Source organism: Citrobacter tructae (genome assembly GCF_004684345.1).
Classification (GTDB): domain Bacteria; phylum Pseudomonadota; class Gammaproteobacteria; order Enterobacterales; family Enterobacteriaceae; genus Citrobacter; species Citrobacter tructae.
Window position 1 is genome coordinate 1,525,294 of record NZ_CP038469.1, and the last position, 20,057, is coordinate 1,545,350.

Below are 20,057 nucleotides of genomic sequence, written 5' to 3' on the forward strand. Positions count from 1 at the left end.
GGTAAGGGGAATTATCGTTACGCATTGAGTGAGGGTAAGCCATGTCAACGATTATTATGGATTTATGCAGTTACACCCGGCTAGGGTTGACCGGGTATCTGGTAAGCCGGGGGGTGAAAAAAAAGGAAATCAACGGTATTTCAACTGTTGACGAACTCAGCATCGCCTGTGACGCACATCAACCTGCTGTGGTGTTTATTAATGAAGACTGCTTCATTCACGATCCCGCTAACAGTCAGCAAATAAAGCAAATCATTAATCAGCATCCCAGTACATTATTTATTGTATTTATGGCTATTGCCAATGTCCATTTTGATGAGTATCTCTTAGTCAGAAAAAATTTATTAATCAGTTCAAAGTCGATTAAACCGGATTCACTGGACAAACTTCTTGGCGATATTCTGAAAAAGGACGGGGATATTGTTGTCGATGTCAATCTACCGACACTGTCTTTAAGTCGCACCGAATCCAGTATGCTACGAATGTGGATGGAGGGTCAGGGAACTATTCAGATTTCAGATCAAATGAATATCAAGGCAAAAACCGTCTCATCCCATAAGGGGAATATAAAACGAAAGATCAAGACGCATAATAAGCAGGTTATCTATCACGTCGTTCGACTCACCGATAATGTCACCAACGGTATCTTTGTGAATATGCGATAACCGATGCTGGCTGGTGGGAATGCCACCAGTCAGCATAAAGACAAAAGCAGTATGATTAGTCTACCTTCTCCACAAAGATACCATCCTGATGACCTGACTCATTAAAGAACCAGATACCGAGCGGGTAGTCTTCCAGCGAAACCAGGTACATGGTGCCTTCACTAAACTCTTCGATTGCCAGTACCACGCCTGGCCGACGAGGGCCGCCGTCCGTTTTGACTGTAACCCGATCATTCACCTTCATAGTTTTCCTCCTGTGGCTTTGTGCCAGTGTAGAACAAATTCCTTTTTCTGGCAGCGCCCGGCACGCGCGATGGCGGGTTTTCTCGACGGTCTATACTTACTTTGTGTGCATCAGAGATTTTGCTGCACACGCCCGGCATCTGTAACGGTTGAGAGGTAGGTGAATGAAAACCGCGAAAGAGTACAGCGAGACGGCCAAACGTGAGGTCAGCGTTGATGTGGACGCGCTGCTGGAGGCGATTAACGAAATCTGCGAGAGCGAGATTCATCGAAGCCGCGATGACCCGGATCGCGTCAGCGTCGACGGCCGTGATTACCATACATGGCATGAATTAGCCGAGGCGTTCGAGCTAGATATCCACGATTTTAGCGTGACGGAAATCAACCGCTGATTTGAGGCGAAAAAAATCCCGGCCCTCGGCGGGTCGGGATCAAACTTGCTTATGCAAGAAGCACTTGAAAATTCGTTACACCAGGAAATCTGATGTGAGGCCAACCTTATCTGCAATTTTTTTGCCTGACAAGTAAATAATTCTCACCAAAATGATAAATATAACTAATGGTTGAGAGATCACCTGCTTACGGCTGAACGTTGTGTTCAGACATCCTGCTGTTTTTGTCTCTCACCGGATTTTAGTTCGTCTTCACGGAATGCTTCCCGTTTGACGCCATAGCCATCGTACCAACGGCACTCAACCATGCCGTTGGCGTATCCGGTGACAATCATGCGTGGGCCACCCTGTTTTACGGTGACTTCCTCACTGACAGAAAAGACCATACCTGCCTCCTGTATCAAGAGAAACCTTTTCACCATAGACGACAAGGCACCATTTTGCGTAATCAGATGGACAAAAATTAGTGTGAAACACCACGCAATTTTGCCACCATTTTTACGACCAGCACGACAGCCCCACCAATAATAAAGCCCAGTACGAGGTTTAGCAGGGTCGGAACCATCATTGAAATGAATGAATTCTGTTGCTGAGCAAAATGTTCAATCGCATGATGCAACGGCGCAATCCCATGGACCACAATGCCGCCGCCGACCAAAAACATCGCCAGGGTTCCTACCACGGACAGCGTTTTCATCAGCCACGGCGCGACAACCAGCAAACCTTTACCCAGCGCCTGAGCGATAGCGCTGCGCTTTTCCGCCAGCCAGTAGCCGATGTCATCCAGCTTGACGATAATGCCGACCAGACCATACACCCCAACGGTGACCGCTAAAGCGATACCCGACAGCACCAGTACCTGATTGAGTAACGGCGAATCAGCCACAATCCCCAGCGTAATCGCCACGATCTCAGCGGATAAAATAAAATCGGTCCGTACGGCCCCTTTGATTTTATCTTTTTCAAAGGCCAACGGATCCTGCGCCGCCAACTCTGCCAGACGCTGTTGTCGCGCTTCAGGCGATTCCTGATGTTTACGCGCCTGCAATGTATGCAGGACTTTTTCCACACCCTCGAAACAGAGAAACGCCCCGCCAATCATTAATAACGGAGTAATCGCCCAGGGAATAAAAGCGCTGATCAGTAACGCCAGCGGCACGAGGATAACTTTATTGACGAACGATCCTTTTGCCACGCTCCAGACTACCGGGAGCTCGCGGTTAGCCCGTACGCCCGACACCTGCTGTGCATTAAGCGACAGGTCATCCCCCAGTACACCCGCTGTTTTTTTTGCGGCCAGTTTTCCCATCATGGAGACATCGTCAAGCAGCGTGGCAATGTCATCAAGTAAAGTCAGTAAGCTACTTCCTGCCAAAATTTTCACCCTCAATATTATTTTTTTGCAGTCATAAGTATGAAGTAAAAAACGTCATGCTGAAACTCGCCTTTATGGTCAACAAATATTTAACAACAGCGGGTAATTATAAATCTCGCCAGCACGATAGTTTTGACGTTTACTATGTTGCGCCTTTTTATTTCCACCGTGAGGGATTATGCGTTTCAGGCAATTGTTACCACTTTTCAGTGCGCTGTTCGCGCTGTACATCATATGGGGTTCCACATACTTCGTTATTCGTATTGGCGTTGAGAGCTGGCCGCCGCTAATGATGGCTGGCGTGCGATTTCTGTCTGCGGGGATTTTGTTAACCGCATTTTTACTTCTGCGCGGTCATAAACTGCCACCATTACGCCCGCTGCTCAATGCCGCTCTGATCGGTATTCTGCTGCTGGCGGTGGGGAATGGGCTGGTCACCGTCGCTGAACACCAGAACGTCCCTTCTGGTATCGCTGCCGTGGTAGTCGCGACCGTCCCGCTGTTTACGCTGTGCTTCAGCTATTTCTTTGGTATCAAAACCCGCAAACTGGAATGGATGGGCATCGCCATTGGACTGGCTGGGATCATTATGCTCAACAGCGGCGGGAATTTGAGTGGCAACCCGTGGGGGGCAGTGTTGATCCTGATTGGCTCGATGAGCTGGGCATTCGGTTCCGTGTACGGCTCGCGCATAACATTACCCGTGGGAATGATGGCCGGAGCCATTGAGATGTTAGCCGCAGGTATTGTGCTGATGGGTGCCTCGCTTATCTCCGGGGAAAAACTGACCACCATGCCGTCGTTTTCTGGCTTTATGGCGGTCGCTTACCTGGCGCTGTTTGGTTCCATTATCGCGATCAACGCGTACATGTACCTGATCCGTAACGTTAGCCCGGCACTGGCGACCAGCTATGCCTATGTTAACCCGGTCGTTGCCGTGCTGTTAGGAACTGGTCTGGGAGGCGAAAGCCTGGCATTCATCGAGTGGCTGGCTCTTGGGGTGATTGTTTTCGCGGTAATACTGGTGACGCTGGGCAAATACCTGTTCCCGGTCAAAGCGGACGCTGTCGCCGCACCGTCGGAAAAGTCATTACAGTAAATGAATACCCATGGTGTCGATCTGCGCGGTGGCCCCACCGCAGCAGATCCACTCCACGACTCGTTCGGACAGTGCCTCATCGCCAAGTTTTTTTCGCCCCCGTAAGGCGCACTCCCAGATAATCAGTACGCGCCAGCCAAGCAATTGCAGCTTCTCGCGATCCCGCGCATCGCGCCCGACGTTTTTACCTATCTTTTCCAGCCAGAATTCCGTGCGCGTCGTGGGAGTCTTAAATAAATAGCAGTCGTGATGATGCCAGAAACAGCCATGGGTAAAAATGACGCACTGGTAGTCATCCACCACAAAATCGGGACGGCCAGGTAACGCTGCATCCTGGACGCGAAACGTTACCCCCTGCTCCGTCAGTAACCTGGCCAGGCATTTCTCAATAGCCGTATCGCGGGTCGCTATTGCCCGCATATTTTTACTGCGCGTAGGCTTATCGTGAACGTCTGCCATGCAGACTCTCTTTCTCACGCAGCGAGACGGCCTGTTTGATTTTTGGCTCCAGCAGCCGGGCTACCGCCGCAAATGCCGGGACCACCACCGAGTTACCGAACTGGCGATAGGCCTGAGTATCAGACACAGGGATGCGAAACTGATATCCCTGAGGTGACTCAAACCCCATCAGGCGCGCACACTCTCGGGGCGTGAGCCTGCGCGGTCGGTGCAACTGGTTGCCCGGATCGTCAAAATCCTGTTCACCCAGCGCCATATCCCAACCACGGTCGATTAAGATTTCCGCCCCATCTTTGTAATAACGGGCGGATAATGTTCGCGTCACGCTGTGCGGATTACCGGGATACACCATGCCATAGCCAAAGCCATTCCCCCGCGCCTGATGCTTTTTCGCGTAGCGATATAAATATTTCCACAGTACCGGCGTCAGGATATATTTCGCGTCAACGGTCGGTTCAAGCAGTTCCGCCAGCGTAATACGCCGTTGCGGGTAGCAAGTGGCAATATCGCGCAGCGTGAAGTCGGTTTTCAGGTTCAGATCGCGTCGAAAGCCCACAAGGACAATACGTTCGCGATGCTGCGGCAAAAAGTGTTTGCCATCGATGATTTTAGGATCGTCCGGCCCATTATCCGCCGCATTCGCCACGTCATACCCTAACTCATCCAGCGTTTGCATAATGATGCGAAACGTTTTCCCCTGATCATGACTTTTCAGGTTTTTGACGTTTTCCAACACAAAAATTGCCGGACGGCGGGCGTCAATGATTCTGACCACGTCGAAAAATAGCGTGCCTTGCGTATCACAGGCAAAACCATGCGCACGGCCTAAGGCATTTTTCTTGGAGACACCCGCCAGCGAAAACGGCTGACAAGGAAAGCCAGCCAGCAGCACATCATGCTGAGGTACATGCTGGCGGATATGTTCAGCGGCATCTTCGTCGCTCACTCCGGCACGATGACTTAACGTGATATCGCGAATATCTTCATTAAATTGGTGCAGGTCAGGGTCGCAATAGTAATTCGCTTTGTAGGTGCGCACTGCATGCTTGTTCCACTCGCTGGTAAACACGCACTGCCCGCCAATAGCCTCAAAGCCGCGGCGAATGCCGCCAATCCCGGCGAAAAGATCGATAAAGCGAAAAGCATACTGCGGATGGTGCACTGGCGGCGTCGGTAGTAAGGTCTTCAGATGGGCAAATTCACGATCGCTCAAGCGGTGCCATGATTCGTTCGCGAACACACGCTTGAAGATGGCCGGGCTCCAGTGATGCTCACCGACGCCATTAAGGTGAGCCACCAGCGTTTTCACGTCATAAATCTCAAGCAACTTTTCCAACATCACCTGCACGGCGATCCCGGTATCATCTGTCATCAGGTTCATGGTGCCTGTTACTGAAAAATTTTCCTGCATACATTTAACCGGCCGAAATGGATTATCGACAGGTTAACATAAAACAGAGACGTTTACGTTTCAGCTGTACGGGCTACCGATGCGCCTTAAAGGGCTGAATAGCTGCAAGATCCAGCCCCTCATACTCCCCTTTTAGTTCTGCGCTTAATTTCGCCATGTAGGTCAGTAAAAATTCGGCGTTATGCTGTGCTAAATGCCGCCCCTGCTTCGTTTGCATCGTTAGCGGCAGTTGCAACAATTTGGTCTGGAAATGATCGAGTGCATACTGCTTATCGTCAAGCGCACGGTGATGTGCAAAAGGGTCTTCAGCGTCAAACAGTGCTACCCCTAGTGCGCCAGAAACTGAAAATACGCGGGCTAAGCCGATGGCCCCTAACGCCTCCAGCCTGTCAGCATCCTGAACAATTTTGGCTTCGGTCGTGGTTGGCGAAATTTTTGCGCTAAAACTGTGTGCTTCAATGGCATGACTTACCGCCGGCAATCGGTCTGCAGGAAAAGCGGGGAAATCCTGTGCCAACACGCGGCATGTTTCCTGCGCAGCCAGCACCGACGAACGATGACGGTCAGGATGGTTTTTCGGCAAGCTGATAAGGTCATGAAAATAACAGGCGGTCAGTACCACCAGCCAGTCGACGGTTACGTCGGTACTCAGTTGTTGTGACGTCATCCACACGCGACGAAAATGAAAGATATCATGGGCGGCATCCTGCCCGAGATGATTTTCACGCAACCATGCTTCGAATTGTGACTGCCAGTGTTGTAATTCCATCATGCTATTCCTTGTGAACGCTACACCAAAATATACACAACATAAATTAGCCCACTAATTTCATAACATCAAATTATTAATCATCACAAACTCGAACCAGAACCTAAAAATTACAAATACAATTAATAGAAACATATTCAATTTATATTAAATTCACACTTAATATAAATCTCAAGAAACCAATAAGTTAATGATAAATTAGCCATTTACATGGCAAATGAAAAATACAAAAACATATTAAAAGAATAATAAAAAAGCAAATTGAAACATTTTGAAATCTTTTAAATACATTTGTTACATGTTATATTTTAAAATAAATGAACTTCATAGAATAGTATCCGAATGTAGTCTTTCGGATAAAACTATATATTCACATCAATTATTATCATAAGGGAATACATAATGAAAAGAAAAGTACTGGCACTTCTGGTTCCGGCTTTATTAGTCGCTGGAGCCGCTAACGCGGCAGAAATCTATAATAAGAATGGCAATAAAATTGATTTTTACGGCAAGATGGTTGGCGAACACATCATGACCCATGATGGCGGCAACAATAACTCTGATGATACCTCCTATGCACGTTTCGGTGTCAAAGGTGAAACTCAGATTAATAACGAACTGACCGGTTACGGACAGTTTGAATACAACATTAAAGCAGACAAACCAGAAGGTCAGCAATCTGATGACACCCGCCTGGCGTTTGCAGGGCTGAAACTATGGGCGCGTTATGAGGAAGAGAAAGCCAAACGATCAGACGTAATGACATTTTCTAAATTATGGAAGTTATCCACCAGCAGCCCAGCTTTTGCTGAACTAGCACCACGGACGTAGACTGATTACAGGTCGTATGAAAAAAACCTTGTCCCCGTGTTCGGGAATATGCGCGCTGATGACATAAAAATTGAGATGGTCAGGATCTATATGGAGCCCCAGCTCTTCGGGTTGGCATGGAGATATCTTACTTATGTGCAGCTCGCGTTTCCGATGTTCTTTCTCTCAAATGGTCGCAAGTAAGCGAGGAAGGCATTTTCATCCAGTAAGGAAAGACAGGGACAAAACAAATTAAAGTCTGGACCAAGAGGCTACATAACGCGATCGAACTTGCAAAGACGCTGGGCGGACGGGAAACGGTTATCTGTAGCAGCAAAAAAACTAAGTATTCGAAAAGTGGGTTTAACGATCTGTGGGAAACAGCAAGGGAAGCATCAGGAAGAAAGCTTGATAGAAAACTGCCATGCACTTTTCATGATCTCAAGGCTAAAGGAATATCTAATTGCGAAGGCTCAAGTAAGGACAAACAAATATTCTCAGGTCACAAAACTGAAAGCCAAGTTGTGGTTTATGACAGAAAAGTGAAAATTTCTCCCACACTGGATCTTCCAGTATTGGGCAAATCAGAAGATGATGATGGCGAGTTTTATACCAAGTGAATATACCAACACTATACCAAGTGTGACATGAGTCGTTGAAAGGAATTGAGCTAAGTGTTTGAATAGTGGCGGAGAGAGGGGGATTTGAACCCCCGGTAGAGTTGCCCCTACTCCGGTTTTCGAGACCGGTCCATTCAGCCGCTCTGGCATCTCTCCGTTCTGGCGGTTGCCATGATGCCAGGTAATTTGGCATTTTAACAGACCCCGTTCCGTCAATTTCGTTCAAGTGACGAGTTTGCGAGCAAAACGATGATTAAGTGGCCCTGGAAAGAGCAAGAAACAGCCCGGAATGATGACTGGCCGTGGGATGATGCCTTGGCAATTCCTCTTCTGGTGAATCTCACCGAGCAAGAACAAGCCAGACTTATCGCCCTGGCTGAGCGTTTTTTACAGCAAAAAAGGTTAGTTGCGCTCCAGGGATTTGAACTGGACCCTCTAAAAAGTGCGCGTATTGCTCTGCTATTCTGTTTGCCCATTCTGGAATTGGGTATTGAGTGGCTTGATGGCTTTCATGAAGTCCTGATCTACCCTGCCCCGTTTGTGGTGGATGATGAATGGGAGGATGACATTGGGCTGGTGCATAACCAACGTGTCGTACAATCCGGACAAAGTTGGCAACAAGGTCCGGTGATCCTGAACTGGCTCGATATTCAGGACTCCTTCGATGCCTCCGGTTTCAATCTGATTATTCATGAAGTGGCGCACAAACTGGATATGCGTAATGGCGATCGCGCCAGCGGTATTCCGGCGATCCCGCTGCGGGATATCGCTAGTTGGGAACACGACCTGCATGCTGCAATGAATAACATTCAGGATGAAGTAGACCTGGTGGGCGAAACCGCTTGCAGTATAGATGCCTATGCCGCGACCGACCCTGCAGAATGTTTTGCAGTGTTATCTGAATATTACTTCAGCGCCCCCGAATTATTTGCGCCTCGTTTCCCTGCATTATGGCAGCGTTTCTCTCAGTTCTATCGGCAGAACCCGTTGCAACGACTGCGTGATAGTCGGGAAGATGAGAATTAATTGCTCATCGAATGTGCATTAACACTGCATTTTGAGGATTAATTAACCAATTGAAATGACGTGTTAATTTTACTGTTGACACGTCATGGTGAGGTCAGTAATATGCGCCTCGTTCACACGATTCCTCTGTAGTTCAGTCGGTAGAACGGCGGACTGTTAATCCGTATGTCACTGGTTCGAGTCCAGTCAGAGGAGCCAAATTTAAAAAGCCTGCTTAGGAAACTAAGCAGGCTTTTTGCTTTTCAGTTTTTTCTTTTCTCTTTCGTCATATTTTTCATCTTGCCTGCTGTAAGGGATAAAATCGTTTTCTCTTCCCCTCTGTCGCGGTAGTCTCATCACAGTCGCTAATATCTCGACTGCAATGTGCGTAACCTTATTCCAATACTAATAACAAAAAATCAGTACAGACAGGATAGCTATGGATTCCACCCTCATCTCCACGGGTCCTCAGGAGGACTCTACTTCACAACATCGCGATCGCGCGCGCCGTGCCGCACTGGGTAGCTTCGCCGGTGCCGTAGTCGACTGGTATGATTTTCTGCTGTATGGCATCACCGCCGCGTTGGTTTTTAACCGGGAATTTTTCCCTCAAGTCAGCCCGGCGATGGGCACGCTCGCGGCCTTTGCCACTTTTGGCGTTGGCTTTTTATTCCGCCCATTAGGCGGGGTGATCTTCGGTCACTTCGGCGATCGACTGGGCCGCAAACGTATGCTGATGCTCACCGTTTGGATGATGGGCATTGCCACAGCGTTGATTGGTATTATTCCCTCTTTTGACACCATCGGCTGGTGGGCCCCGGTTCTGCTGGTAACGCTGCGTGCCGTTCAGGGATTCGCCGTCGGTGGCGAATGGGGCGGCGCGGCGTTGCTCTCCGTCGAAAGCGCGCCAAAAAACAAAAAAGCGTTCTACAGCAGTGGTGTTCAGGTGGGTTATGGCGTCGGTCTGTTGCTCTCAACGGGGTTGGTATCGCTAATCAGTTCACAAACGACCGATGAGCAGTTCCTGAGTTGGGGCTGGCGCATCCCGTTCCTGTTCAGCATTGTGCTGGTACTCGCCGCATTATGGATGCGTAACCGAATGGAAGAATCGGCGGAGTTTGAACAGCAAAAACAGCAGGCATCGCAGACCCAAAAGCGCCTGCCGGTGATCGAAGCATTAACCCGACACCCGGGGGCATTTATGAAAATTATCGCCCTGCGCCTGTGTGAACTGCTGACCATGTACATCGTCACCGCGTTTGCCCTGAATTATTCCACGCAAAACCTGGGGCTACCACGTGAGCTTTTTCTAAATATCGGGTTGTTAGTCGGTGGGTTGAGCTGTCTGACTATCCCCTGCTTCGCCTGGCTTGCCGACCGATTTGGCCGCCGACGGGTCTACATTATCGGTGCTCTGGTCGGTACACTCAGCGCTTTCCCGTTCTTTATGGCGCTTGAGGCGCAGTCTATTTTTTGGATTGTATTCTTCGCCATTATGCTGGCAAACATCGCCCACGACATGGTGGTCTGCGTACAGCAGCCGATGTTTACTGGGCTATTTGGCGCAAGCTATCGTTACAGCGGCGCTGGTGTTGGATATCAGGTTGCCAGCGTCGTAGGCGGCGGTTTTACCCCGTTTATTGCCGCTGCACTGGTGACCTTCTCTGGGGGAGACTGGCATAGCGTCGCTATTTATCTGATGGCGGGATGTCTTATTTCTGCCGCGACCGCAATTCTGATGAAAGATAAAATGCACGGCTAAGCCTTTATGCGAAGCCCATTCGGTCTTCGCATATTCTTCCTCAACGTCTGACTTTTGTTTCACATTCCTGTGACATACTATCGGGAGAGCAGCACATCTGTGGAACAAGGAGACAGACATGAACAATAAGGGCCCCAGCCTGACCCCGGCTCAGGCGCTGGATAAACTGGACGCATTGTATGAGCAGTCAGTTAAAGCTCTGCGTAGCGCCATTGGCAAGTATATTGAAACCGGGACACTTCCTGACATCATCGCCCGAGATAACGGTCTTTTTGTTTACCCTTCACTTTCTGTAACCTGGGATGGCAGCGCAACGAATCCCCCGAAAACACGTGCTTACGGTCGTTTTACCCATGCTGGCTGCTATACAACGACCATTACTCGCCCTTCTCTGTTCCGCCCTTATCTTGAAGAGCAGCTCACCCTGCTGTACCAGGATTACGATGCGCATATTTCCGTCGAACCGTCACAGCATGAGATCCCTTATCCCTATGTGATAGACGGCTCTGAACTGGCGCTCGACCGCTCCATGAGCGCCGGATTAACACGCCATTTCCCCACCACCGAGTTGTCGCAGATTGGTGATGAAACCGCTGACGGGACGTATCACCCGGCGGAATTTTCTCCGCTGTCGCACTTCGACGCCCGACGCGTTGATTTTTCGCTGGCGCGCCTGCGTCACTACACGGGCACGCCGGTGGAACATTTTCAGCCCTTTGTACTGTTCACTAACTACACCCGCTATGTCGATGAGTTTGTGCGCTGGGGCTGCAGCCAGATCCTCGACCCGGACAGCCCGTATATCGCGCTGTCATGCGCAGGTGGAATTTGGATCACAGCTGAAACCGAGGCACCGGAAGAAGCCATTTCCGATCTTGCCTGGAAGAAACACCAGATGCCCGCCTGGCATTTAATCACCTCCGACGGTCAGGGGATCACGCTGGTGAATATCGGCGTCGGCCCGTCAAACGCCAAAACTATTTGCGATCACCTGGCGGTCCTGCGGCCTGACGTCTGGCTAATGATTGGACACTGTGGCGGCCTGCGTGAAAGCCAGGCAATTGGCGATTATGTTCTGGCTCACGCTTACCTGCGCGACGACCACGTACTGGATACCGTACTGCCGCCGGATATTCCAATTCCGAGCATCGCCGAAGTACAGCGTGCGCTGTATGACGCCACCAAAGAAGTTAGCGGCATGCCCGGTGAAGAGGTCAAACAGCGCCTGCGTACCGGTACCGTCGTCACCACCGACGATCGCAACTGGGAGCTACGCTACTCCGCCTCTGCGCTACGCTTTAACCTCAGCCGTGCCGTCGCTATCGATATGGAGAGCGCCACGATTGCCGCCCAAGGTTACCGCTTCCGCGTGCCTTACGGCACCCTGCTTTGCGTCTCCGATAAACCGCTGCATGGTGAGATTAAACTGCCGGGTCAGGCCAACCGTTTTTATGAAGGTGCAATTTCTGAGCACCTGCAAATTGGTATCCGGGCAATCGATCGTCTCCGCGCCGAAGGCGATCGCCTGCACTCCCGCAAATTACGTACGTTCAACGAACCGCCGTTCCGTTAAGGCCTGAAGGTAACTATGCATAACTCAACTCCCCTTTCCGCTCTGCGCAATCTGATGTTAGCGCAGGGACTGGATGGTATGATTGTTCCACGTGCCGATGCTCATCAGAGCGAGGATTGCACGCCGCACGACAATAAACTGGCCTGGCTGACCGGTTTTAGCGGCTCTGCTGGCCTCGCGCTGGTGCTGCGCGATCGCGCATTAATGTTTGTCGATGGACGTTATCAGGTCCAGGTACGCAACGAAGTTTCCCTGGATGACTTCGAAATTCATCATTTACACGACGAACCGCTGGCCGATTATTTGCAGTCTCACGTTGCCGCAGGCACACGTATTGGCTTTGAGCCTCTGCTGATGGTCAACAGCCAGTTTGAGGCACTGTCAGCCACCCACTGCGAAATGGTGCCTCTGGAGCAAGATCCTTTTGACCAGATATGGCTTGATCGTCCGGCAGCTCCCTGCGGCATCATCCGCGAAATGCCCATTGAAATAAGCGGTGAAAGCAGTGAGCAAAAACGCGCGCGGATCGTCGAACAACTTGTTCAACATCAGAGTGACTTTCTGGCGATTACCCTGCCCGATAACATAGCCTGGCTGCTCAATGTGCGCGGCTCAGATCTCAACATGGTTCCGGTACCGTTTTCATTTGCCCTGCTGCATCGCAGTGGTGAACTGGAGTGGTTTGTTGATGCCAAAAAAACACAGCAGTTACCTGATTCGCTGCTGAACACATTGACGATTGCCCCGCAGGACCATTTCCTGACTCGCTGCCAGCAGCTTGCTCGCGGGAAACGCTTCCTGGTCGATAAAGACTATGCGCCTGTGGCACTCCGATTCGCTATTGAACAGCATGGCGGCGAACTCCTCTGGGCGCCCGATCCCATCACCCTGATCAAATCGCATAAAAATGCCACTGAACTGGCAGGCTATCGCGAATGCCATGAGCAGGATGGTACTGCCTGGGTGAATTTCCTTGCCTGGCTGGCGCATGAAGTGCCATTGCGTGAGGCGGCAGGTAATCCGGTAACCGAACTGGAAGCACAGGCAAAACAGTTGGCGTTTCGCCAGCAACAGCCAGGCTTTATTGAGCAGAGTTTTGGTACTATCTCAGCAGCAGCCAGCAATGCAGCAATGTGCCATTATCATTCCAGCGAAAAAACCAATACGCCGATCACCTCTCAAGCAATGTATTTAAATGATTCAGGCGGTCAGTACCAAAACGGTACCACGGATACAACACGCACCCTTGCCTTCGGCCCACAGGATCCGCAGCGTCGACTGCATTACACCGCCGTTTTGAAAGGTTTTTTATCGCTGATCACGCTGCAGTTTCCCAGCGGCACTCAGGGACATCAGCTGGATGCGTTTAGCCGTCGGGCACTTTGGGAGCTGGGTCTGGATTTCGATCATGGCACGGGACACGGCGTGGGACACCAGTTATTGATCCACGAGCAACCGCACCGCATTGCGAAGAAAGTGAATCCCTGGCCTCTGGTCGCAGGTAATATCATTACCATCGAGCCGGGATATTATCTGGCCGGGCAATACGGTATTCGCATTGAGAATCAGGTCGAGATTATCGAGAGTCGTCCAGGTTTTTGCCGCTTCTCCACGCTGACGCTGGTGCCTATCGACCTGAGTCTGGTTGAGTTGCATTTGCTGAGTGAAGCAGAGAAACAGTGGATTGATGATTACCATCAGCAGGTCAGAGAAACGTTGTCGCCACGCGTAGAGAGCGGTGCGCGTCCGTGGCTAGTTGCTGCCACCGCGCCAATTCGCGTCCGAGCCAACTAATTCATTAAAAAAGGCAGCCCGCAGGCTGCCTTAGTTCTCCCCAACATCTTACTGCTTAGCTGTTACGGATGTATTCATCCATTTCAGTTTTCAGGTTATCGGACTTGGTCCCGAAGATAGCCTGAACACCGGAACCAGCAACCACCACACCTGCAGCACCCAGTTTCTTCAGGCCAGCCTGATCCACTTTGGCAACATCAGCAACGCTGACACGCAGACGTGTGATGCACGCATCAAGGTTAGTGATGTTTTCTTTACCGCCGAATGCAGCAACCAGAGCCGGAGCCATTTCGCCCGTTGCGGCAGCTTTGCTGTCTTCAGTAGCATCTTCACGACCTGGGGTTTTGAGGTCCAGCGCTTTGATCAGCACACGGAAGATGGTGTAGTAAATAATTGCATAACCGATACCGACAATCGGGAACAGCCACAGTTTGCTGCTGTTTCCGGACAGAACGATGAAATCGATCAGACCGTGAGAGAACGACGTACCGTCACGCATACCCAGCAGGATACAGATCGGGAATGCCAGGCCTGCCAGAATCGCGTGGATGATGTACAGGATCGGCGCAACAAACATGAAGGAGAACTCGATCGGCTCGGTAATACCGGTCAGGAACGAGGTCAACGCTGCGGAGATCATGATACCGCCCACTTTCGCGCGGTTTTCTGGTTTTGCAGAATGCCAGATAGCTATAGCGGCAGCCGGCAAACCGTACATTTTGAACAGGAAACCACCGGACAGCATACCCGCTGTCGGGTCACCCGCCATATAGCGAGGAATATCACCGTGGAACACCTGACCTGCAGCGTTGGTGTATTCACCGATCTGCATCTGGAATGGAACGTTCCAGATATGGTGCAGACCAAACGGTACCAGGCAGCGTTCAATGAAGCCATAAATACCGAACGCGACAACCGGGTTCTGGTAGGCGGCCCATTGAGAGAACGTCTGAATAGCAGTACCGATCGGCGGCCAAATGAAGGACAGGACCACACCCGTAAAGATGGCAGCCAGACCAGAAATAATTGGAACGAAGCGCTTACCGGCAAAGAAGCCAAGATACTCAGGCAGTTTGATGCGGTAGAAACGGTTGAACATGTACGCTGCAATCGCACCGGAGATAATCCCTCCGAGAACACCGGTATCGGCCAAGTGTTTTGCTGCGATTTCTTCAGCAGGTAAATGCAGAACCAGCGGCGCAACCACAGACATGGTCTTAACCATGATGCCGTAGGCAACCACTGACGCCAGTGCGGAAACACCGTCATTGTTGGTGAAGCCTAACGCCACACCGATGGCGAAAATCAGCGGCATGTTAGCAAAAACAGAACCGCCTGCTTCTGCCATTACGTGCGATACAACGGCTGGCAGCCAGCTGAAGTTAGCGGAACCGACACCCAGCAGGATACCTGCAATTGGGAGTACGGATACCGGCAGCATCAGCGATTTACCGACCTTTTGCAGGTTAGCAAATGCATTCTTAAACATAATTGAGAGTGCTCCTGAGTATTTGTGCTTTTCTACGTTCTCACGCATTGGCGAGGGGGGAGAACCTCGCCGTGGACAGGGCATCTAAGTACCCTTTATTTATTACACAGAGTAAAATAATTCAGTTTATTTTTGTTTGACGGTTATCACAATTCAGCTGTAGATAGCCGTAAAACTCGCACAATCCGATAAAATAAGTATCTGAATGTGTCTAACTGGTTATTCACCGCCCATTTTGCGGCGGTGAACTTTACTCGCTTTACTTATTAATTACGAGCTTTAAAAAAACTCAGTTAGCGGATAGATTGCAGGCGAGAAGCGTCGATGTGAAACAGGCGGGCAAAGTTATCAGTGGTGATTTGCGCCAGTTCTTCAACGGCAACACCTTTCAATACGGCCATATACTCTGCGACATCACGAACCATGGCGGGCTGGTTCTCTTTACCACGATGCGGCACCGGCGCAAGGTACGGGGAGTCAGTCTCAACCAACAAGCGATCCAAAGGAACATAACGCGCGGCGTCACGTAACTGCTCAGCGTTACGGAACGTGACGATGCCAGAAAAAGAGATATAAAATCCGAGATCCAACAATTTGCCCGCAGTTTCTCTGTCCTCTGTAAAACAGTGTAGTACGCCACCACAATCCGTCACGTTTTCTTCGCGCAGAATTGACAGCGTATCGGCTCGCGCATCGCGGGTATGGACGATCACCGGCTTTTGCAGTTCGCGGCCAATCTGGATGTGATGAATGAACGACTCCTGCTGGCGAACTTTTGTTTCCGGGGTGTAAAAGTAATCCAGCCCAGTTTCGCCCATCGCCACCACGCCCTCTTCGGCGGCAAAACGACGCAGGTCTTCTACGTCATAGGTTTCATCCTGATTTAACGGATGCACGCCGCAGGAGAAAACCACATTGTCACGCTCGCCGACCAGGTCGCGCATACTGCGATATCCGCGTAACGTGGTCGCCACAGCAAGACAAAACTTCACATCACGCGCCGCCGCTTTCGCCAGCACGTCATCCACGTCCTTATGCAGAGATTGATAATCCAGGCCATCAAGATGGCAGTGTGAGTCGACTAAAAACATAATGTCTCTCTCAAAGATGGGGAACAGGCAGTACGGTGCCTGGTTGCAGGTAATGCTCAATACGCAGGATAAGATCGGTTAATACCAGTTCACGGTTTACACCCGTCACGTTTAGCAACTGTTGGCGACAATGACAAACGTCACCAAGTATCGCCTGAATCTGAGCGACAGAAAACCGTTCAGCAATTGATGATATCAATGCCAGCGCATCAGGATTCGTTAAATGAGCAACGCCATACGGGCGTTTAAGCGCATCGGTAAGCAGCGTGGCCAGCCAGTGTAAACGGGCGGCTGCCTGTTCATGGTTCAGCGCCGCCAGCAGGAGATACCAGTCTCCGGAGTGCAAGGTGTTCGCCAGCGCTGCACAGAAATCACTACGGTGTGCCCAGCTTTCTGCCTGGAGCAGCGTTAATGCAGCCCCAGGGGACCCCGCGCTCAGGCGTAATGCGCTAAGAAGTGCATCCTGCGGGGCAGTCACTTCGCGGGCCAGCCAGGAAACCGAATACGATTCCACCGGGGGCGCAAGGTGATGCAATCGACAGCGGCTACGCAATGTGGCAAGTAAGCGCGCCGGCTCGATAGTGGCAAGGAAAAACCAGGTTTGCGCTGGCGGCTCTTCCAGCGTCTTCAGTAAGGCATTGGCCGCAGCATCCGTTAACTGGGCGGCATCGGGGATCCACACTACCTTGGCGCCGCCAAGACGGGAATGCTCGTACAGCTTTTCACTGATTTCACGCACGGCATCCACACCCAGCGTACTTTTCCCTTTCTCCGGCAGCAATGAGTAATAATCAGGATGCGTTCCTGCCTGCATCAACTGGCAGCCACGGCAATGCCCGCAGCTTTTATGTCCTTCCGGCTGCTGGCACATCAGATAACGGCTGAGGGCATAAATCAGCGCATCGTCACCCATGCCGGGTAACGCCTGAATCAGTAACGCATGGTGACCGCGACCCGCCTGATAACTGGCGACCAGTTTTTCAAAATCGGGTCGTAACCATGGGTACCATTTCATGCGTCCTGCTCCTGCACCCAGTGAGTAATGGTGCTACGGATATCATTCATGACAGCCTCAAGCGGCTGCGTGGCATCAATGGTACGAATGCTGGGATCTTTCGCCGCCAATTCCAGATAGCGGGCACGGGTGCGATTGAAGAAATCAAAAGACTCCTGTTCAATGCGGTCCAGCTCACCACGGGCGCGAGCACGCTTTAAACCGACTTCAGGTGTTACATCCAGATAGAGAGTCAGGTCTGGACGAAAATCACCGAGTACCGCATCACGCAGAGTTGCCAGCATCGTTTGGTCGATCCCCCGACCGCCGCCCTGATAGGCCTGGGTCGACAGATCGTGACGATCGCCAATCACCCAGGTACCTTTTGCCAGCGCGGGCTTAATCACGGTTTCTACCAACTGAACGCGTGCGGCATAGAACATCAGCACTTCCGCTTTATCGGTAATAATCTCATCACCGACCGACTTGATGTCCAGCACCAGGCTTCTTAATTTCTCTGCCAGCTGGGTTCCACCGGGCTCGCGGGTAAACACCATGTCGCGAATACCGAGTTGCTCAAGTGTCTCCACCACTACATCGCGCGCAGTGGTTTTCCCGGCGCCTTCCAGGCCCTCGATGACGATATAATTACTGCCCATTTTTTTCCTTAAGCACTTTCAGGTAATCCTGCACTGATCGGTTGTGGCTCGCAAGATTGGTATTAAACGTGTGACCACCTTTGCCATCAGCCACAAAATAAAGATACGGTGTTTTCGCCGGATGTGCGGCGGCCTGCAATGAGGCTTCGCCTGGCATAGCAATCGGGCCTGGTGGCAGTCCGGTAATGGTATAGGTGTTATATGCGGTCGGCGTTTCCAGGTCGACACGCGACAATTTACCATTATACCGTGTGCCCATCCCATAAATCACGGTCGGATCGGTCTGTAAGCGCATGCCAATACGGAGACGGTTAATAAACACCGAAGCCACCTGGTCGCGCTCGCTGGCAACAGCGGTTTCTTTTTCAATGATCGACGCCATGGTCACCAGCTGATTTTTATCTTTATACGGCAAACCTTCTGCACGCCCTTCCCAGGCGCTATCAACCGCTTTAACCATTTTTTGGTGCGCGCGCTTCAGCAGCGCCACATCCGGGGTATTGGCGGTGTACATCCATGTATCAGGCCAGAACCAGCCTTCCACCCATTCAGGGTTTTCCAACTTCAGCGCCTCGGCTACGGTCGCGTAGTTGTCATCGCTCAGGGTATGCTTGATATACGGCGCATCGCGCAACTGTTTAAGGTAATCACTCAGGCGCATACCCTCCACCAGACGTAACGGGAACTGCGCTTCTTTACCGCTTTCCAGCAGTTGCAGCATATCTCGTACGGTCATATCAGGCGTCAAACGGTAAGTCCCGGCTTTAAAATGCGAAAGGTCGGGTTCAATACGCAGCAGCCACTGGAATACGCGCGGACGATTGATAACCTTATCAGCATACAGCTGTTCACCCAGCGCCAGACGGCCCGTCCCCGCTTTCAGCGTAAAAATCGTCTCATCTTTGATTAAGAGTTTACTGTCCGCCAGATGACGAACTTTCCACATTCCCACTCCCGCGGCAATGCCCAGCACAACCAGCAGTAAAAGAACAACGAGTAACAATTTTTTCATGACTAATTTGGGTGCTCACAAAGTGGGGCTAAAAAATCGAATAACAAACGTGAAGACAGCATCCTGTCGCCACAGGCACGCACGGGAACCACCGGCATTAATGCATTACAGACGATCATCTCATCAGCCTGCATCACGTCCTCTTCCCGGGCATACACTTCGACAATCTGGAACGGTGATTGTGCCAGCATCCGCATACAGAATTGTCGCATAATGCCGTTCACTCCCGCCTGGTCCATACGAGGGGTATAAACCACATCGTCTTTACGCCAGAACACATTAGCCGCACAGCATTCCGTAACCCATCCCTCACTGTCAAGAACCAGCGCTTCATCGGCGTCTGTCTGCTCAAGATGAGAACGAATCAGCACCTGTTCCAGACGGTTTAGGTGCTTCAGTCCGGCAAGCATTGGATTGCGCCCCAGACGGACGGGGCTTAACGCGAGGGTGATTCCTTGCTCTCGCCAGCAATCATAATGTGCAGGCCAGGCAGAAACAGAGAGGATACGGCTGGCGCTATGGCAGTTGGCGCCACTGTAGCCCCGACCTCCGCTGCCACGACTGATGATCACCTTCAGTACACCACGGGCATGGGCCGCTGCTAACATTTCCATTTCCCGTTGCAGTTCGGGCCATTTCTCGTAGGAGATCAGCAATTTTTGGCAGGTGTCTTGTAAACGCTGGAGATGCGCCGCAAGGAGGCTAACTTTACCGTCGATAATTCGCGCCGTGGTGAAACAGCCATCACCAAACTGCGTCGCCCGATCGCTCGCAGCTAGCATATCCTGCTGACAGCCATTAATTAAGAACATGGTGGCTCCTTATTCGTGGTCCG

At 51.0% G+C, this 20,057-nt stretch carries 19 protein-coding genes, 2 tRNA genes and 1 pseudogene; 9 read left to right on the top strand and 13 right to left on the bottom strand.

The features are described from left to right. The first annotated feature begins 41 nt into the window (after positions 1 to 41). Entirely contained in the window at positions 42 to 665 is a 624-nt protein-coding gene (gene rcsA / locus E4Z61_RS08150) for a transcriptional regulator RcsA (protein ID WP_135322327.1), read from the top strand. A 55-nt stretch (positions 666 to 720) separates the two neighbouring features. Here the strand turns inward: rcsA and dsrB are convergent, their stop codons facing one another. Further along, a complete protein-coding gene (dsrB, locus tag E4Z61_RS08155; protein WP_194841960.1) occupies positions 721 to 909 on the bottom strand; it encodes a protein DsrB in 189 nt (62 codons plus the stop codon). A 163-nt stretch (positions 910 to 1,072) separates the two neighbouring features. Between dsrB and yodD the strand changes: the two genes are divergently transcribed. Beyond that, positions 1,073 to 1,300 (top strand): YodD family peroxide/acid resistance protein, encoded by a 228-nt coding sequence (gene yodD, locus E4Z61_RS08160; RefSeq protein WP_096757522.1) that lies wholly within the window; start codon positions 1,073 to 1,075, stop codon positions 1,298 to 1,300. A 206-nt stretch (positions 1,301 to 1,506) separates the two neighbouring features. On the opposite strand, the gene E4Z61_RS08165 is transcribed toward yodD, so the two are convergent. Further along, positions 1,507 to 1,686 carry a YodC family protein gene (locus E4Z61_RS08165; RefSeq protein ID WP_135322329.1) on the bottom strand — a complete coding sequence of 60 codons (180 nt, stop codon included), beginning with the start codon at positions 1,684 to 1,686 and terminating at the stop codon, positions 1,507 to 1,509. Between the two features lie 77 nt (positions 1,687 to 1,763). After that, a complete protein-coding gene (locus E4Z61_RS08170; protein ID WP_205746894.1) occupies positions 1,764 to 2,678 on the bottom strand; it encodes a DUF808 domain-containing protein in 915 nt (304 codons plus the stop codon). Positions 2,679 to 2,853: 175 nt separating this feature from the next. Here E4Z61_RS08170 and yedA point away from each other — a divergent pair, with 175 nt between their 5' ends. Beyond that, positions 2,854 to 3,774 carry a drug/metabolite exporter YedA gene (gene yedA / locus E4Z61_RS08175; RefSeq protein WP_135322331.1) on the top strand — a complete coding sequence of 307 codons (921 nt, stop codon included), beginning with the start codon at positions 2,854 to 2,856 and terminating at the stop codon, positions 3,772 to 3,774. Here the strand turns inward: yedA and E4Z61_RS08180 are convergent. The 3 genes from E4Z61_RS08180 to E4Z61_RS08190 all read right to left on the bottom strand — a co-directional run bounded on the left by E4Z61_RS08180 (position 3,766) and on the right by E4Z61_RS08190 (position 6,413). Continuing rightward, a complete protein-coding gene (locus E4Z61_RS08180) occupies positions 3,766 to 4,233 on the bottom strand; it encodes a very short patch repair endonuclease (RefSeq protein WP_135322332.1) in 468 nt (155 codons plus the stop codon). The two genes, yedA and E4Z61_RS08180, sit on opposite strands and share 9 nt — an antisense overlap. Next, positions 4,214 to 5,644, bottom strand: a complete 1,431-nt coding sequence (locus tag E4Z61_RS08185; protein ID WP_135322333.1) for a DNA cytosine methyltransferase — start codon at positions 5,642 to 5,644, stop codon at positions 4,214 to 4,216. Before E4Z61_RS08185 ends, E4Z61_RS08180 begins: the two co-directional genes overlap by 20 nt. Before the next feature lie 73 nt (positions 5,645 to 5,717). After that, positions 5,718 to 6,413, bottom strand: coding sequence for a phosphohydrolase (locus E4Z61_RS08190; RefSeq protein ID WP_135324906.1), 696 nt, complete (start codon positions 6,411 to 6,413; stop codon positions 5,718 to 5,720). Positions 6,414 to 6,815: 402 nt separating this feature from the next. Here E4Z61_RS08190 and E4Z61_RS08195 point away from each other — a divergent pair. Next, positions 6,816 to 7,127: pseudogene (locus E4Z61_RS08195) on the top strand (porin); the annotation flags it as partial. A gap of 782 nt (positions 7,128 to 7,909) precedes the next feature. Here the strand turns inward: E4Z61_RS08195 and E4Z61_RS08205 are convergent. Further along, a tRNA-Ser gene (locus tag E4Z61_RS08205) sits at positions 7,910 to 7,999 on the bottom strand. A gap of 93 nt (positions 8,000 to 8,092) precedes the next feature. On the opposite strand from E4Z61_RS08205, the gene mtfA reads away from it, so the two are divergent. From mtfA to E4Z61_RS08230, 5 genes are all read left to right on the top strand, one after another. Continuing rightward, positions 8,093 to 8,869 carry a DgsA anti-repressor MtfA gene (gene mtfA, locus E4Z61_RS08210; protein ID WP_135322334.1) on the top strand — a complete coding sequence of 259 codons (777 nt, stop codon included), beginning with the start codon at positions 8,093 to 8,095 and terminating at the stop codon, positions 8,867 to 8,869. Positions 8,870 to 8,991: 122 nt separating this feature from the next. After that, positions 8,992 to 9,067: transfer RNA gene (locus E4Z61_RS08215), tRNA-Asn, on the top strand. A gap of 220 nt (positions 9,068 to 9,287) precedes the next feature. Beyond that, positions 9,288 to 10,610, top strand: coding sequence for a shikimate transporter (gene shiA, locus E4Z61_RS08220; protein WP_135322335.1), 1,323 nt, complete (start codon positions 9,288 to 9,290; stop codon positions 10,608 to 10,610). 118 nt (positions 10,611 to 10,728) lie between these two features. Beyond that, positions 10,729 to 12,183 (top strand): AMP nucleosidase, encoded by a 1,455-nt coding sequence (locus E4Z61_RS08225; protein WP_135322336.1) that lies wholly within the window; start codon positions 10,729 to 10,731, stop codon positions 12,181 to 12,183. 15 nt (positions 12,184 to 12,198) lie between these two features. Beyond that, complete coding sequence (locus tag E4Z61_RS08230) at positions 12,199 to 13,977, top strand: aminopeptidase P family protein (RefSeq protein WP_135322337.1); 1,779 nt, start codon at positions 12,199 to 12,201, stop codon at positions 13,975 to 13,977. Between the two features lie 55 nt (positions 13,978 to 14,032). Here the strand turns inward: E4Z61_RS08230 and ptsG are convergent, their stop codons facing one another. The 6 genes from ptsG to pabC all read right to left on the bottom strand — a co-directional run bounded on the left by ptsG (position 14,033) and on the right by pabC (position 20,034). Further along, the gene (gene ptsG, locus E4Z61_RS08235) at positions 14,033 to 15,466 is read right to left on the bottom strand and encodes a PTS glucose transporter subunit IIBC (RefSeq protein WP_135322338.1); all 1,434 of its coding nucleotides are present in this window, start codon (positions 15,464 to 15,466) and stop codon (positions 14,033 to 14,035) included. A 293-nt stretch (positions 15,467 to 15,759) separates the two neighbouring features. Beyond that, entirely contained in the window at positions 15,760 to 16,557 is a 798-nt protein-coding gene (locus E4Z61_RS08240; protein ID WP_135322339.1) for a metal-dependent hydrolase, read from the bottom strand. 10 nt (positions 16,558 to 16,567) lie between these two features. After that, positions 16,568 to 17,572, bottom strand: coding sequence for a DNA polymerase III subunit delta' (holB, locus tag E4Z61_RS08245; protein ID WP_135322340.1), 1,005 nt, complete (start codon positions 17,570 to 17,572; stop codon positions 16,568 to 16,570). Further along, positions 17,569 to 18,210, bottom strand: coding sequence for a dTMP kinase (gene tmk / locus E4Z61_RS08250; protein ID WP_135322341.1), 642 nt, complete (start codon positions 18,208 to 18,210; stop codon positions 17,569 to 17,571). The genes holB and tmk overlap by 4 nt, the downstream gene beginning before the upstream one ends. Then, positions 18,200 to 19,222: a cell division protein YceG gene (gene yceG, locus E4Z61_RS08255; protein WP_135322342.1), complete on the bottom strand. Its 1,023-nt coding sequence runs from the start codon at positions 19,220 to 19,222 to the stop codon at positions 18,200 to 18,202. The genes tmk and yceG overlap by 11 nt, the downstream gene beginning before the upstream one ends. A gap of 2 nt (positions 19,223 to 19,224) precedes the next feature. Further along, the gene (gene pabC / locus E4Z61_RS08260) at positions 19,225 to 20,034 is read right to left on the bottom strand and encodes an aminodeoxychorismate lyase (protein ID WP_135322343.1); all 810 of its coding nucleotides are present in this window, start codon (positions 20,032 to 20,034) and stop codon (positions 19,225 to 19,227) included. Positions 20,035 to 20,057: the final 23 nt, after the last annotated feature.

Bases quoted from the DNA above. Each gene is read 5' to 3' on its own strand.
- rcsA (WP_135322327.1), top strand. From the start codon at position 42: ATGTCAACGATTATTATGGATTTATGCAGTTACACCCGGCTAGGGTTG.
- dsrB (WP_194841960.1), bottom strand. From the start codon at position 909: ATGAAGGTGAATGATCGGGTTACAGTCAAAACGGACGGCGGCCCTCGT.
- yodD (WP_096757522.1), top strand. From the start codon at position 1,073: ATGAAAACCGCGAAAGAGTACAGCGAGACGGCCAAACGTGAGGTCAGC.
- E4Z61_RS08165 (WP_135322329.1), bottom strand. From the start codon at position 1,686: ATGGTCTTTTCTGTCAGTGAGGAAGTCACCGTAAAACAGGGTGGCCCA.
- yedA (WP_135322331.1), top strand. From the start codon at position 2,854: ATGCGTTTCAGGCAATTGTTACCACTTTTCAGTGCGCTGTTCGCGCTG.
- E4Z61_RS08180 (WP_135322332.1), bottom strand. From the start codon at position 4,233: ATGGCAGACGTTCACGATAAGCCTACGCGCAGTAAAAATATGCGGGCA.
- E4Z61_RS08185 (WP_135322333.1), bottom strand. From the start codon at position 5,644: ATGCAGGAAAATTTTTCAGTAACAGGCACCATGAACCTGATGACAGAT.
- E4Z61_RS08190 (WP_135324906.1), bottom strand. From the start codon at position 6,413: ATGGAATTACAACACTGGCAGTCACAATTCGAAGCATGGTTGCGTGAA.
- mtfA (WP_135322334.1), top strand. From the start codon at position 8,093: ATGATTAAGTGGCCCTGGAAAGAGCAAGAAACAGCCCGGAATGATGAC.
- shiA (WP_135322335.1), top strand. From the start codon at position 9,288: ATGGATTCCACCCTCATCTCCACGGGTCCTCAGGAGGACTCTACTTCA.
- E4Z61_RS08225 (WP_135322336.1), top strand. From the start codon at position 10,729: ATGAACAATAAGGGCCCCAGCCTGACCCCGGCTCAGGCGCTGGATAAA.
- E4Z61_RS08230 (WP_135322337.1), top strand. From the start codon at position 12,199: ATGCATAACTCAACTCCCCTTTCCGCTCTGCGCAATCTGATGTTAGCG.
- ptsG (WP_135322338.1), bottom strand. From the start codon at position 15,466: ATGTTTAAGAATGCATTTGCTAACCTGCAAAAGGTCGGTAAATCGCTG.
- E4Z61_RS08240 (WP_135322339.1), bottom strand. From the start codon at position 16,557: ATGTTTTTAGTCGACTCACACTGCCATCTTGATGGCCTGGATTATCAA.
- holB (WP_135322340.1), bottom strand. From the start codon at position 17,572: ATGAAATGGTACCCATGGTTACGACCCGATTTTGAAAAACTGGTCGCC.
- tmk (WP_135322341.1), bottom strand. From the start codon at position 18,210: ATGGGCAGTAATTATATCGTCATCGAGGGCCTGGAAGGCGCCGGGAAA.
- yceG (WP_135322342.1), bottom strand. From the start codon at position 19,222: ATGAAAAAATTGTTACTCGTTGTTCTTTTACTGCTGGTTGTGCTGGGC.
- pabC (WP_135322343.1), bottom strand. From the start codon at position 20,034: ATGTTCTTAATTAATGGCTGTCAGCAGGATATGCTAGCTGCGAGCGAT.